The following is a 14339-nucleotide window of genomic DNA, read 5'->3' as shown; positions in this document are numbered from 1 at the left end:
TGGTGAGAGATGGTGACGTTGTGAGAGATAACAAATGAGCAATGAACGCTCTTACTGTGACTTAATCTGGGAAACGAGAGAATGAGCAAGTTTCACAGCTTGCCATAGTAGTTCTGGTTCATCTTCGAGGCGTAGATTTGCTTTAACACTGGTGGTAATTACCTCTTTATTTTCTAACTGTTCAAGAATCGGTGACAGCAATACACGGGCATAGCTACCGTAAGCAACACCGGAGATAAAGGCAGGCGACTGGCGTTGGAGAGGAGAGGTATTTTCCCCCTTGTCGGCTGCTCCCTGTTGGCTACTCCCTGCCCGCTGCTCCCTACCCCCCGCTCCATGCTCCCCTGACTCTTTCAGCAATCCAATGGACTTTAATTTAGGAACAGTGTAGCTATTAGTACCCCCTGCTAACTGCACATATCCTGGTAGATTTGCTGCCAAAACTTTTTGCCCTAGTTTGATTCCTGCTATAGTAGTGCCATTGCCGATATCACCACTCATAGAGCGCCCGTCTGTTTGCCAAATTAGAATTTCGGGATGGGGGATGATCAGGTCATAAATTGCTTGGAGATAATCAATCAGCCCTTTACCATCGTTACAGCTGATAGCTATTAACTTTAATTTATCTGCCCAAGGAGCGATCGCTACCCACAAACGCTGGAATTCTGCCAAACGCCCTACTTTTGTATGAATTTCTATGGCATCTATTCCCTTTGACATGATCAATGGTGCTATAGCTTCCGGAGTTGATATATAAGATGTTGTATTTATCATCTCATAAGGACAAACTGGAATGCAACGACCGCAGCCATAACATTTTTCAGCAATAATTCCTGAAAAGCTATCTTTTATATTGTTAAACACAATAGCTTGTGCTGGACAAATTTTTTCACAGGGTCTAGGGCAATCTACCGGACAACTACTAGCATTAAATTCTGCTTTTCTAAAATGCGGATCTTCTCCGTCGTTGAGGCTGACCATGAGTAAAGGCAAATCACCTTTAAAACCAAAGCCTTGCTTTTGAGCTTCCCTAGCCAGATCCTTAGCTGCTTGTAAACCGGCTTGAGTGGCTACAACTACCGCCGGATCAGCTGCCACGTCTATGCAGTCAGCACCCGCCAAAGTGTAGGCTAAGGTTAAACTTCTAACTGCAGGTAGATGTTGGAAACTGGCTCCACAAATCAACTTGAACCAGTGACCTTGTTTTAGGGATTGTAAAGCTAACAGATTAGTCACACTTCTATTATGCGTTTATCACTATCGAAATTGCAGCCCGTAACTGGAAAGAAATATAAATTTCAGTATTCACCTTTTCCCCTTCCCCCCTCTTCTCACTACACCCTAAACCCTATCACTTTGTGCTATTGCAATCTCGTAGCCACAGTTTAACACCTTGAGAGATCGCACCGTTACTGCTATTCCTTGGTGGTGCTACAGGTTGTTTGACTGGATATGCACCTGTTTGGGTAAACATCATCACCACTTGCCAACCGATTTTAGTTTTGGTCAAAAACAACCAATGAAATTCTTGTAATTGTACTACTTTCCTACCTATATACTTGCGTCCCCAGGTAGTAAAAAAAACCTGCTCTACTCCCTCTGATTCATATTTTTTAGCGGGATCAATCCCAGGTTTCAAAGGCAAAGGCTGGAACTCAGGCTTTCCCGCTACTAAGATATAAGTGTAAATATCAACACTTCTGCTCAGACGACGAGCCCGTTGGGTCGCACGGTTGGCGTAGCCAGGTAAATCTAGCATTAACTGAGTAGTTAACATTTCTAAGCCTCGTTCCGAGCAGGAATTACTTACCTCTGATTTGACAGGTTTAGGAGTGATATTTTCGGAGAACGCACGGTAAACAAACGTAAAAGAAATCAATAACCAGCAAGGACATAGCATCACTAAGTCCCTAAAAATTAACCAGCTATTTTTTCTCCTTTGTCCTTTTGTGTTCATAAGATGAAATTTACACCCTTGACACCAATTTAATGTGAGGTCAGACAGAATCTTGACTATATCTTATTCTATGTAGCTTGATTTCAAATAATTAAAGATTGAGAAGACAATTTTGGGGTCTAGTGCTCTGGACAATAGTGGAACAGTATAAAGGCTCTTGTACGTTAGGTGTAACACCAATCTCAATACTTAAAGATACCATTTTGGGATATTTATCTAAGAGGATTTGAACTAGTTTTTTATTCAGAATTTCCCAAAAGTCTCCCTCATTTGGGTAATTGATAAAAAACTTATCAATATCTTTTCTAATTGGTACAAAATCATGGTAAGTATTTTGGGCGAGCACTTCTGGCGTCATACAGTAAGGAAATTTCACATTTAGGACTGCTACTCCCTGATCTTGAATGGGATAATTGGAAAGTTGAAATGTCAATATTTCTTGATGCTGTTCACATTTTAGGACTGTTTGAGATAAAGCAGGTGATATAGATATATTAAAGGATAGAATGAAGGCACTAAGAGAAGCCAAAAAAGTCTATATGTCATAAACACTCCTGGTATACGGAAAACTCAGCACTCAAATCACTCATAGGTAAGCTACTCAAGTAACTTTAGTTGGTTGGATTGAATCTTTCTCAACACGAGTAATTGTAACCGTCTTTTTTATGGATGGATGTACTTTTTTGAATTCAAAATTCAAAGTTCAAAATAGAAGACCCCACAGATAAATTCGGGGGCTAATAAGTGAATCAGAAAATCTACTCAAATCTACTCATTAAATCAATTGAGGGACTTGTATCCTTAAACCTTATTTTAAAAGTTTTTGATACATCACTAAGGACTTTTCAAACATCCTCTTAGACTTGGTTTACTGACTTATCGGAATGTAATTCCTCACTAATCTTCTGCCAAGCTAATTCAGGGTCAGATGCAGCAGTAATAGGACGACCAATCACGAGATAATCTGCACCGGCTTCGATAGCTTGGGAAGGGGTGAGCGAGCGCTTTTGATCTCCTTTATCAGCCCAAAGGGGACGGACTCCTGGACAAACGAATAAAAAGTCATTGCCACAAGTTTCCCGCAGTTGTGTCACCTCTTGGGGAGAACACACAGCCCCATCTAATCCTGATTCTTGAGCTAAAAGCGCCATTTGTAAAGCAAATTCTGGTAATTCCAGGGTAATTTTTAAATCAAACACCAACTGTCTAGCATAAATGCTGGTTAACAGGGTGATAGCAATTAACTTGGGTGGTTCTGTACCTGCTTTTTCTGCTCCTACTTGTACTGCTTCAGTGGCTGCTTTGAGGGCATCTTTCCCGTTAGTAGCATGAACGGTTAACAAATCCACTCCATAACCAGCAGCAGCACGACAAGCACCTGCAACAGTGTTGGGGATATCGTGAAACTTCAAATCGAGAAATATCTGCTTTTGTCGGGATTTGAGAATTTCCAGAATCTGTGGACCAGTGCTGGTAAACAACTCCAAACCAACCTTCCAGAAAGTGACTTGGGGAAGTTTGTCCACAAGAGTGATCGCACTTTCTAAATCTGGTACATCTAAAGCAACGATAATTTTTTCAGTAGTCATTGGTGATTGGTGATTGGTGATTGGTGATTGGTGATTGGTGACTGGTAATTGGTAATTGGTAATTGGTGATTGGTGACTGGTAATTGGTAATTGGTAATTGGTAATTGGTAATTGGTAATTGGTAATTGATAATTGGTAATTGGTAATTGGTGATTGATAATGGGTGATTGGTGATTGATAATGGGTAATTGGTAATGGGTAATGGGTAATGGGTGATTGATAATGGGTGATTAAGAAAATTACTTCCCCATCGCCCTCATCCCCCTCATCCTTCTCATCTCGCCCAGTCCCCAGTCACTCTACTAAACGCACAAAATTCTTTTTACCAACTTGTAAAACCTTAAAGTATAAATCCCCGGGTGCGGCAAAAGTTGTATCTGCATCAGTTACCTTTTCTCCATCTAACCGCACACCACCCTCTTGAATTTTCCGTTTGCCTTCTGCGGTACTTTTACATAAACCAGTAGCACCAAGAATAAAAGCTAATTTAACCGGAAATTGAACAATAGCAGCCAGAGAAAACTCCAGTAATGTTCCTTCCTTCCCACCACTTTTTGCTGCTTCCTTGGCTTCAGTTGCTGCTACTTCCCCGTGATACTGACGGACAATTTCCCAGGCTAAAAATTCTTGGCGAGCGCGTGGATTTTCTGGTAAACTGTCCAAGGGTAAATCCGTCAATAATTCAAAATATTGTGACAGTAGATTATCTGGCACAGCTTGGATTTTTTGATACTTTTGGGAAGGGTGTTCAGATAACCCCACATAATTATTTAAAGACTTAGACATTTTTCGTACACCGTCTGTACCAATCAAAATTGGCAACAATAGCCCAAATTGAGGCTTCAGACCAAAATGGCGCTGTAAATCTCTTCCTACCGCAATATTAAACTTTTGATCAGTACCTCCCAACTCCACATCAGCCTCAGTCGCTACCGAATCATAAGCCTGCATTAATGGATAGAGGAACTCATGGAGGAAAATTGGATTCTCTTTTTTATAACGTTCCGCAAAACCTTCCTTAGCCAACATTTGCCCCACCGTCATAGTAGAAAGTAACTGCAAAACCTTCCCTAAATCTAGACGGGAAAGCCATTCCGAGTTATAACGTACCTCTAAGCTACCAGGTGTATCAAAATCTAAAATAGGACGTACTTGATCAAGATAAGTTTGGGCATTTTGTGCCACATCGCCCTCTGTCAGTTGACAACGTACATGAGACTTACCAGTAGGATCACCGATGCGAGCAGTAAAATCACCAATAATTAAAACAGCCGTATGACCAGCATCTTGAAACGCTCGCAGTTTTCTTACTGGTATACTATGACCCAAATGAATATCCGCGCCCGTCGGATCAATGCCCAATTTAACCCTTAAAGGACGATTCGCATTGACTAAACGCTTTTCTAAACTTTCAGTTTCATGATCATCATCATGGGGTTGAGGAAAAATTTCTGCCACACCGCGATGTAGCCAAGAGAAATTTTGAGTCATACTAGAGGATTCGTTATTAACCACACTTTGCACTTGAGAAGTTAAGTTTATTATGTTCACCAAAAAATTATCCGTTTTCTGTTCTGACAAACTACTATAATTGCAAAAAATTAACCGTCTTTTTTCATTTAATGAATTACATTTAAATTTACTAGTGAGGAAGTGAGATCGCCGTGTCGTGTAGGACTTTTGAAGACAAACAACCACAACAACAGACTTCATCTGGATTTGAGTTTTTTAAAGGAGTAGGTCAGGTAACTGGCGGTACTCTGCTATCTATCACGCTGCTAACAAGCTCTATTGTAGCCGGAGGACTAGTTGGCCTAGCTATTAGTTTCCGCAATTTACCAGATGTGAGACAACTACGTAACTTTTTTCCCTCAGAAACTACTTACATATACGACATTAAAGGTAAATTATTAACAAGTGTCCATGGTGAAGCCAATCGGGAAGTTGTACCCCTAGATAAAATTTCCCCAAATCTGAAACGGGCAGTATTAGCCAGTGAAGACGGTCACTTTTATTCTCACCACGGGATTAATCCTAGTGGTGTTGGTCGGGCTGTCGTAGTAAACTTGGTGGCAGGTGGTGTGAAGGAAGGTGGTTCTACCATCACCATGCAGTTAGTAAAGAACCTGTTTTTATCTCATAAGCGTGCTTTTACTCGGAAGTTAGCCGAAGCAGTTTTAGCAATTCGCTTAGAACAAATTCTTACCAAAGACGAAATTTTAGAAATGTACCTCAATCAAGTGTATTGGGGTCATAATAACTACGGTGCCCAAACAGCGGCTCGCAGTTACTTTAATAAATCATCAGAATTTTTAACGTTGGGTGAGTCAGCAATGATGGCGGGTTTAATCCAAGCCCCAGAAGAATTCAGCCCCTTTTCTAGTATGAAGCTGGCAAAACAGAAACAAAAAGAAGTGCTGGGGCGGATGCTGGACTTGAAGTGGATCACCCAGAAAGAATACGATGATGCCCTCAAGCAAGAAATCAAACTGGGCAGAATTAGGTCATTTCAAGGCAGCGCCCTACCTTACATCACCAATACCGTAGCCCAAGAATTAGCGAAAAAGTTTGGACGTGATGCACTGCTAAAAGGCGGGATGCGGGTACAAACCACTGTTGATGCCAAATTCCAAATGATGGCAGAGGAAACGGTGATCAAGTGGCATAATACTTTACTGGGTCAAGGGTTATACAAAAATCAACTTGCTCTAGTAGCGATTGACCCACGCACACATTTTGTAAAAGCCCTAGTCGGTGGTGTAGATCCTAAAGCCAGTGAGTTTAACCGCGCTACCCAAGCCCAACGTCAACCCGGATCTTCTTTTAAACCTTTTGTTTACTATACTGCTTTTGCTACTGGCAAATATGCTCCTGATAGCACGGTGGTAGATGCCCCAGTCAGCTACCGAGATGGTAATGGTTGGTATTTTCCCAGAAACTATGATGGTGGTTTTAGTGGTACAATTTCCATTCGGACTGCTCTGTCTCAGTCTCGTAATATCCCTGTAATTAAGATTGGTAAAGCTATAGGGATGAATAAGGTCATTGAAACTTGTCGGACTTTGGGGATTATGAGTCCGATGGAGCCTGTGACTTCCCTGCCTTTGGGTGCTATTGGTGTAACTCCGCTAGAAATGGCTAGTGCTTACGCTACCTTTGCTAATTATGGCTGGCAATCGTCGGCAACTGTAATTGTACGAGTTACTGATAGCACGGGGAATGTGTTACTCGATAACACACCTAAACCCCAGCGAGTTCTTGATTCTTGGGCTTCAGCAGCAATTATAGATGTTATGCAATCTGTGGTTACTAGTGGTACTGGTAAAGGCGCAGCTTTAGACCGACCAGTAGCTGGTAAGACGGGAACAACTTCTTCAGAAAAAGATATTTGGTTTGTGGGTACTGTACCACAACTCACTACTGCTGTTTGGGTAGGAAGGGATGATAACAGACAATTATCCAGCGGTGCGACTGGTGGGGGTATGGTTGCTCCCATTTGGCGTGATTTTATGGTCAAAGCCCTAAAAGACGTACCTGTTGAGAAGTTTAAGTCACCTTCTCAGTTCCCTCGTCCCAAGTCAAATTAATAACGGTGGGGTAGGAGTCAGTGAACAGTGAAGAGCTTCATCTAATACTCCCTTCCCAGTAAGAAATTAGGGCTGTGGGATTCTAACTTACGCAGAAGCATTATCCCTCTACCCTATTACTATGACCTTATTCTTTTAGTGGGAAGGGAGTAACTTATCACTGATAACTGAGCCAGTCCCCAGTCATGACTGTTTTTCTAATTCTGCTTTCATTCTTTGCAGAGTGATATTCATTTGCTCAAACATTTGTTGGGGGGTGACACCAAACTGATCCAACTGAGTTTTGAGTTGCTGGATGGTCATTTGTGCCATGAAGTCTTCTGATAGCTCGAAACGCTTCATAAAGATGCGATATCGATCCATCATGGCTTCCATTTGCTCAATAAACAGCTTTTTGCCCTCGCGGTCAAATTTGCCGTAGTTATTGCCAAGTTGAATCAGCGATTGATAATCTTCAAATAGCTGCTTGGCTTCGTGCTGAACTATCTCAGAGTCGAAGAATCCCATTTTGCTTTTATTCAACTGAGTTCTATGACTCAGTAACTTAAAATTTTTCCTGTATTTATATTTTAGTCTAGGGAACTCATCTGGGGAATAAGGTTCGGTTTAAGTAGGGTTTTTTACCGAAATTCGAATACTTAACTTATGTAGGAGGCAGTTATCAGTTAACACTTATCCCTCTTCTGTCAGAGTAGGGAAGATTTAATAGAAGTAAAGAGCCAGCCAGAAGAATCTAGCTGGATATACATCCAATCAGACATTTGAGCCAACCTCCGGCAAGCGCACATTTGCCATTGGTAGTTCATAGTACACGAGCTTTGTTTTGGTGTCACAATTAAATAGACCTGTCAGGAAAATTAACTTGGTGTGAAAAAAATGGTAGAAGGGAATTCTGAGGGTGTACCAAAAAGAAAAATCCACTAAATTAACTATATTCAAGAATATCCACATCGTAAAAAACAAATACTGGGAATAACTAACCATCAGTTTCAAGACTTGTTAGCCCAAGGTGAAATGCAGCATAAAAAACTTCAAGGTGACATAGAAAGTAAAAACATAGGTATAAATCAGAAAGGAGGAGGGGGGAAAGGGAAACTAGAGATAAAAGAACAGGTATGTCTATGCTTGTTCTATTGGAGGACAATGCCAACATTTGAGGTTTTAGGTTTGCATTTCGGTATATGGAAAACGGAAGCAACGGACACATTTCATTACTGGCTAGAGATATTACGAGATGTTTTCCCTCCTAGTCTCCTTGAATAGGTAGAAAAACATGATAGTGATTATGCCATGGCGACTCAGAACAAAAGGCAGGAAACCAAGAGTTTTCCACCAAGGGTATTTTTGTTGAACAGGTCATTAGACTTGTAAAAATATTCCGGGTACCTCAACAAAGATTTCCCCTGAATTTCCCAATTTACTCACAAGTAATTCTTACTATTTGTGGTTGAGTCAAATTAGGAATTGTTTCATTAGTTTTGCCCATTTCATAAATGTTATGGATATGAGGTCAGGTATGAATTTGTCATCAATACTTTCATGGATAAGAACTATCATTGACTATTCCCAACCCTGATTCTTTCCTTATCTTAACACTATGGAAAGACAGACACAGACTCCTTTGTAAATTTTCGGCCCTGTCTATTGGAGTTTAGCCATCAAAACGCCCCGTTGCTCAATTTTCAAATGATTGGATTTAAGAAAGATAGTGTTGGAGATTTGTTGGAACAGGGACTGATTGATATTGCACTAGCTAGGCGTCTTCCCGAAGCCACCTCGGCAAACCCAATGGGAACCCATTTTTGAACAACGATTTATGGGAATTGGCCGTCAAGGACGTCCAGGGATCAGGGATGGAAAAATGAGTTTAGAAGCATTCATGGCCTTTTCCCATGCCCTCACCACCTTGCGACGAGATACCATTGGAAAAATTGATAAAGCGTTAAATAAGCAGAATTTAGAACGTTGCATTGCACTAACCACGCCGTATATGCTGGTCTTACCTTTTGCGATTACATCCAGTGACTTAGTAGCAGCACTTCCTTACCGCATTGCTCTCCGCTCTGCAATGATCTGCAATTTGACTATCTTTGAACTACCAATTCCCACAAAACTGTGGGTGATTTCGATGTTGTGGAGTGTATTGAGCGATCAAGATGAAGCAAATTGTTGGTTACGCAATTCAATCAAACAAAACAATTTTCCAAAAGATGGAAGCAAGATGAACTAAAAAGAGTTCCCTGTTTCCTTGCCGAAATCTATAATGTATTTTACAGGAGTATTTATACTTATTTTATCACCTGCCATATTTTAACAGTTTTATCAGCACTACCACTAGCTAGAAACTTACCATCTGCACTTAGAGAAAGAGAAGTTACCACACCAGAATGTCCAGTGAGAGTTTGTAAAACTTCACCTGTACTCAAATGCCATATTTTAATAGTCTTATCCACACTACCACTAAATATAAATTCCCCATTTGGACTCACAGCGATAGATTTTACCTTATCTGTATGTCCATTCAAAGTCTTTAGCAACTTACCTGTACTCAAATGCCATATTTTAACAGTTTTATCAGCACTACCACTAAATAAAACTTCTCCATCTCCACTGATAGCTATAGAAGTTACTTCACCTAAATGACCTATCATACTACGTAAAGGATCACCCGTGAATGGATTCCACAATCTGATTTTATAATCAGAACTGCCACTAGCAAGAATTGTCCCATCTGCAGTGGTAGCAATAGCTTCCACTGCTGAAGAATGCCATAAAGTGCAAATTCTTTCTCCTCTTTGTAAATTCCAAATTTTGATTTTATTACTACCACTAGCCAGAATTGTCCCATCCGAACTAATAGCCACCACATTAACTGGTTTTTGATGTCCCAAAAGAGTATGGATAAGTTTACCAGTTTTCAAATTCCACACCTTAACATTACCTTGTGGATGTTCACAACTACCAACAGCGAGAAAATGACCATTAGGACTCATAGCCACAGAAGAAATTGCACCTAAATTTCCAGTTAGAGTGCGGATTAATTTACCAGTTTGCAGATTCCAAATATTGATAGTCTTGTCTGCACATCCACTCACTAAAACCTCACCATTTGGACTTATAGCCACAGAAGAAACCTTACCAGAATGTCCAGTTAGAGTATACTGAAGATGAATTTTCTCCAAATTACATTTAGCTTTAAGACTTGATATTTCTTCTAGAATACTTTCCACATAAATAAGATTTTCACCATCACCAACAGCAGTAAAATATTCTTTTAGTTTAGTAATATAAGTCTCATCCTCTATTTTCACTGCTAATTGCATAGCCTTTAAAGGATGAGTTACTTCTCTTATTGAAACTTGCCTTATTTCTAACCAAGTATCAATAGAATAATCTACTTGTTCTCGTGACCAATGAGAACTAGAAAAATGAGATAAACCTTGAGCTAATTGCAAAGCTAATTCTGGAATTTTAGCAATTTGCTCGTTTCTCAAAGCTTGGTAAACTTGTTTATAACTATCAGTAATTACCTGTAATGATTGTAAATTTATAGCCTCACTTATTAAACTTGGTAATAATTCTGGCAGCAAAGGATGTACACCATGATTAACCAAGTAATAAGCATCAGTCACCCAAGCAGTAACTAAACAGTGACAAGTAATTAAGACTTGATAAAGATGCTGCCAATCTTGACTACCAATTTGATATTCCAAGGATAACTTATTAACATCAACTCGTTGAGATTGCCATTTTTCTACCTTTTCTAAAAGTTCTAAATTGAAATTTCTCTCTCTACCTAAATTGTTAACTACTTCTAAATCTTCACCCAGCGATGAAAGTTGATTTTTAATATTTTTCCATTCCCAAGCCCGATTTTTAGCAGACTCTTGTAAAATTTGTCGATAAGGTAGTCGAGAAATAGTTTTATAGTAATAATTTTCCTGTCCTAATCCCCAGTAGGCGATCCGAAAATTAAAATAATCTCCATCTTTTTCCGATTCTAAAATTAAAGTCGGCTGGTTTTTCAAACCACTAAATAAAGCCTTGATGCTAGATTCACTATGAAAACGCTTACTATCCCAAGCACCGGCTAAAAATTCTATTGGTCTTTCTGGATGATTTAGAGAATAATGATTGTTGATAAACTCTCGCAAACCCTCAGCCAATTTCAACTCAATTTCATCAGTAATTTGTGAATTTTGTAAATCAAATTTATCAAACTGAATTTGCGGTGCTGCAATAAACAATTTTAATGGAGTACGTTTATAGTTGGGAAAAGATTCTAAAAGTTGGGAAGGATACAACCGCAAAGGCCAACTATCCAGAATCTTATGCACTTCCGGCAGCTTAATAGCTGTTTCTCTTTCTTGATTAGCTATTTTTAGTTGTGTTGCGTGGTGGTAAATAGCTAATTGCTGTTGCTGAGTAAATTCACTCTCAGTAATATCTATTTGTGTAATCTTATCTACAGTTTTAATAAAGTCTTGAGTTACTTTAGGGATTGGAGAAGTATTGTTTTTTAAATTACCTTGTGTTTGGTTTTGGATGATGTTTACCATCACAGGTGCAAACTCTAATACTAGTTGAATTAGTAAATTTAAACCCGGTTGCATAAGTATTTTTCTGTCAAGTAACTTATATTAACAGCCTAATAAGAAGTTGAGTAATATTCTTTACTAACCTCTATTAGTAATAGATAAATTAAGTAGATAACAACTATACTACTATCTTAAGCCATAGTTTCTGTTTATAGAAATAATAATAATACCAGAAAGGTAGGTTGGGTAGAAGGCAGAGAAACCCAACCTACCTCTAACAAAGAATGGGACACATAGGTAGGTTGAGTAAAATCTCGAAAAACCTAACAAATCCCTGATTCTTCACCATCTCTTTCAGAGACGCTTGGCCAACGTTCAGAATGACACTTTTAAAACGTTGTTAGTATAGTTGAAAACTAGAATTTGATTCCTAGCTGTCCATTGAAACCAGCCACAGAATTATAACCAGCACCAAGGAAAATGTGTTCAGTTGCATTTGCTTGGACACCACCAGAAAAAGCAACACCCTTATCTTCTGAATAGTAGCCAACTCCAACATAAGGATAAATTACAGCTAATTTGATAAATTTTAAGACATCTACACCTGTCGCAGCATCAGCACCAATTCCCACTTGCACACCTAAACTTAAAGCTTTAGGACCCATAGCATAAGTAACATCACCATCTTTAGCACCCACGGAAACCCGAAGTGATAAGAGTTTTAATAATAACGGCTGATTTTATTTTTTCCTCCCCACTATTTGCCATAATTAATAATCATTACCTATTCCACCTAAAATGAGTGCCTCACAGCAAAAAAGACGCAAAGCTACAAAATACTCTGCGTCTCTCCGCTTGACTCTGCGTTAAGAACTCTTCCCTCTACATCCTCTCCAATACCTTAATCCCCAACAAATCTAATCCCAACTTCAGGGTTTTAGCTGTCAAATCACATAACATCAACCGCGATGTTCTAGTCGGTTCTTCAGATTTCAACACCGGACAATTTTCATAGAATTTATTAAACTTATCGCTGAGATTATATAAATAATCACATAAACGATTTGGTAATAAATCCTGTTCAACTTCGCTAATCACTTCATCCAGTTGTAACAAATCCTTGGCTAGAGTTAGTTCTGCATCTTCTTTCAGAAGAATTTTGGTATCTGTGCCCAAATTTTCAAAATCAATATTTCCTTCTCGACTAATGCCTTGAGTCCTCACATAAGCATATAGCATATAAGGTGCTGTATTTCCCTTTAAGGCAAGCATCTTATCATAACTAAAAACATAATTACTAGTGCGATTTTGGCTTAAGTCGGCATATTTTACTGCACTAATACCAACCACTTCAGCAACATTTTTAATAAATTCTTCAGTCTCTTCTCTACCTTCTTCTATTAATCTCGCTTCTAAGTCTGCACGAGTTCGAGAAACTGCTTCGTCTAATAAGTCTCTTAGCCGGACTGTATCCCCGGAACGAGTTTTGAATTTCTTCCTGTTATCTCCTAAAACTAAACCAAAGGGAACGTGAACTAATTCCACATCATCAGGTATCCAATTCGCTTTCTTTGCTAGTTGCATAAATTGAGTAAAATGGTTTGCTTGTCCTGCGTCAGTTACATAAATTATCCGCTTGGCTTGATCTTTCTCAATGCGGTAACGGAGGCAAGCTAAATCTGTGGTGGCGTAGTTATATCCACCATCGGATTTTTGGATAATTAAGGGTAAAGGTTCACCTTCTCTATTTGTAAAACCATCCAAAAATACACATTTTGCACCTTGATTTTCTTCTAGTAATCCAGTTTTTTCCAAGTCTTCTACAACTGCTGGCAGAAATGGGTTATAGAAAGATTCTCCCCGTTCAATTAAGTTGACATTCAGTAAATCATAAATTACCTGAAATTCACGCCGTGATTGTTCACAAAGTAACTTCCAAGCATGAAGTGTATCTTCTACACCTGCTTGTAATCTGACAACTTCTTGACGTGCAGTTTCTTGAAATGTTTCATCTGCATCAAACCGTTGTTTAGCTTGACGATAAAAAGTAACTAAATCTCCAATATCTAAAGCGTTAGCGGTTGTCAGTGCTTCTGGATAAACTTCCCTCAAATAGGTAATTAACATCCCAAATTGCGTACCCCAATCACCGACATGATTTAAACGCAATACCTCATGTCCATGAAATTCTAAAATCCTTGCAATACAATCACCAATAATTGTCGAACGTAAGTGTCCAACGTGCATTTCTTTGGCGATATTTGGACTGGAAAAATCGACAATTTCTTTTTGTGAATTTTTCGTTTTTGGCACACCTAACCGAGAATCTGTTTTAATGGCGTTGAGTTGTGATTCTAGGTAAGATGTTTGCAATCTTAAATTAATAAAACCAGGACCAGCGATTTCTGGTGGTTTGCAAATATCAGATACATCTAGTTTTTCTACAATAGCAGATGCGATCACTCTTGCTTGCATTCCCAATTTTTTACTTAGTGATAAAGCCACATTGGCTTGAAAATCACCGAATTTAGGATTACTCGCAGTCACCAAAATCGGGTCTACTCCGGTGTATTCAGCACCAAATGCAGCCACCAAAGCCTGTGCTAATTTCAGTTTCAATTTTTCTTGTGTAGCGTTCATATTGAAATATTGTCTGTGTCAAAAATGC

The 14339-nt window shown here is 39.2% G+C and carries 12 protein-coding genes and 1 pseudogene; 4 read left to right on the top strand and 9 right to left on the bottom strand.

Features of this window, described 5'->3' with window-relative positions; translation table 11 throughout:
* Positions 1–51: 51 nt before the first annotated feature.
* The 5 genes from ldpA to tyrS form a co-directional block, all read right to left on the bottom strand.
* Positions 52–1236, bottom strand: a complete 1185-nt coding sequence (gene ldpA / locus AAZO_RS09805; RefSeq protein ID WP_013191136.1) for a circadian clock protein LdpA — start codon at positions 1234–1236, stop codon at positions 52–54.
* Between the two features lie 115 nt (positions 1237–1351).
* The gene (locus AAZO_RS09800; protein ID WP_013191135.1) at positions 1352–1957 is read right to left on the bottom strand and encodes a hypothetical protein; all 606 of its coding nucleotides are present in this window, start codon (positions 1955–1957) and stop codon (positions 1352–1354) included.
* A gap of 857 nt (positions 1958–2814) precedes the next feature.
* Positions 2815–3546 (bottom strand): orotidine-5'-phosphate decarboxylase, encoded by a 732-nt coding sequence (pyrF, locus tag AAZO_RS09790; protein ID WP_013191133.1) that lies wholly within the window; start codon positions 3544–3546, stop codon positions 2815–2817.
* On the bottom strand, positions 3536–3700 hold the full coding sequence (locus AAZO_RS43610) for a hypothetical protein (RefSeq protein WP_420807061.1): 165 nt from the start codon (positions 3698–3700) through the stop codon (positions 3536–3538). The genes pyrF and AAZO_RS43610 overlap by 11 nt, the downstream gene beginning before the upstream one ends.
* A gap of 140 nt (positions 3701–3840) precedes the next feature.
* Positions 3841–5037, bottom strand: a complete 1197-nt coding sequence (gene tyrS, locus AAZO_RS09785) for a tyrosine--tRNA ligase (protein WP_041639816.1) — start codon at positions 5035–5037, stop codon at positions 3841–3843.
* 173 nt (positions 5038–5210) lie between these two features.
* On the opposite strand from tyrS, the gene AAZO_RS09780 reads away from it, so the two are divergent.
* A complete protein-coding gene (locus tag AAZO_RS09780; protein WP_013191131.1) occupies positions 5211–7133 on the top strand; it encodes a transglycosylase domain-containing protein in 1923 nt (640 codons plus the stop codon).
* A 183-nt stretch (positions 7134–7316) separates the two neighbouring features.
* Here AAZO_RS09780 and AAZO_RS09775 read toward each other — a convergent pair whose 3' ends face one another.
* Positions 7317–7640 carry a DUF1825 family protein gene (locus tag AAZO_RS09775; protein ID WP_013191130.1) on the bottom strand — a complete coding sequence of 108 codons (324 nt, stop codon included), beginning with the start codon at positions 7638–7640 and terminating at the stop codon, positions 7317–7319.
* Between the two features lie 507 nt (positions 7641–8147).
* On the opposite strand from AAZO_RS09775, the gene AAZO_RS43605 reads away from it, so the two are divergent.
* The 3 genes from AAZO_RS43605 to AAZO_RS26355 all read left to right on the top strand — a co-directional run bounded on the left by AAZO_RS43605 (position 8148) and on the right by AAZO_RS26355 (position 9363).
* Positions 8148–8396 (top strand): helix-turn-helix domain-containing protein, encoded by a 249-nt coding sequence (locus AAZO_RS43605; protein WP_228371590.1) that lies wholly within the window; start codon positions 8148–8150, stop codon positions 8394–8396.
* A gap of 77 nt (positions 8397–8473) precedes the next feature.
* Positions 8474–8584, top strand: coding sequence for a hypothetical protein (locus AAZO_RS37675; protein WP_228371691.1), 111 nt, complete (start codon positions 8474–8476; stop codon positions 8582–8584).
* 365 nt (positions 8585–8949) lie between these two features.
* Positions 8950–9363, top strand: a complete 414-nt coding sequence (locus AAZO_RS26355; protein ID WP_049790643.1) for a LysR substrate-binding domain-containing protein — start codon at positions 8950–8952, stop codon at positions 9361–9363.
* 58 nt (positions 9364–9421) lie between these two features.
* Here the strand turns inward: AAZO_RS26355 and AAZO_RS09760 are convergent, their stop codons facing one another.
* The 3 genes and pseudogenes from AAZO_RS09760 to argS form a co-directional block, all read right to left on the bottom strand.
* Positions 9422–11746, bottom strand: a complete 2325-nt coding sequence (locus AAZO_RS09760; protein WP_013191129.1) for a WD40 repeat domain-containing protein — start codon at positions 11744–11746, stop codon at positions 9422–9424.
* A gap of 341 nt (positions 11747–12087) precedes the next feature.
* A pseudogene (locus AAZO_RS09755) lies at positions 12088–12375 on the bottom strand (hypothetical protein); the annotation flags it as partial.
* Positions 12376–12553: 178 nt separating this feature from the next.
* Positions 12554–14311: an arginine--tRNA ligase gene (argS, locus tag AAZO_RS09750; RefSeq protein WP_013191127.1), complete on the bottom strand. Its 1758-nt coding sequence runs from the start codon at positions 14309–14311 to the stop codon at positions 12554–12556.
* Between the last annotated feature and the right edge of the window lie 28 nt (positions 14312–14339).

The organism is 'Nostoc azollae' 0708, from assembly GCF_000196515.1.
Taxonomy (GTDB): domain Bacteria; phylum Cyanobacteriota; class Cyanobacteriia; order Cyanobacteriales; family Nostocaceae; genus Trichormus_B; species Trichormus_B azollae.
Note: the sequence above shows the minus strand (reverse complement) of the source record. Positions and strands in the feature narration are given on the sequence as shown.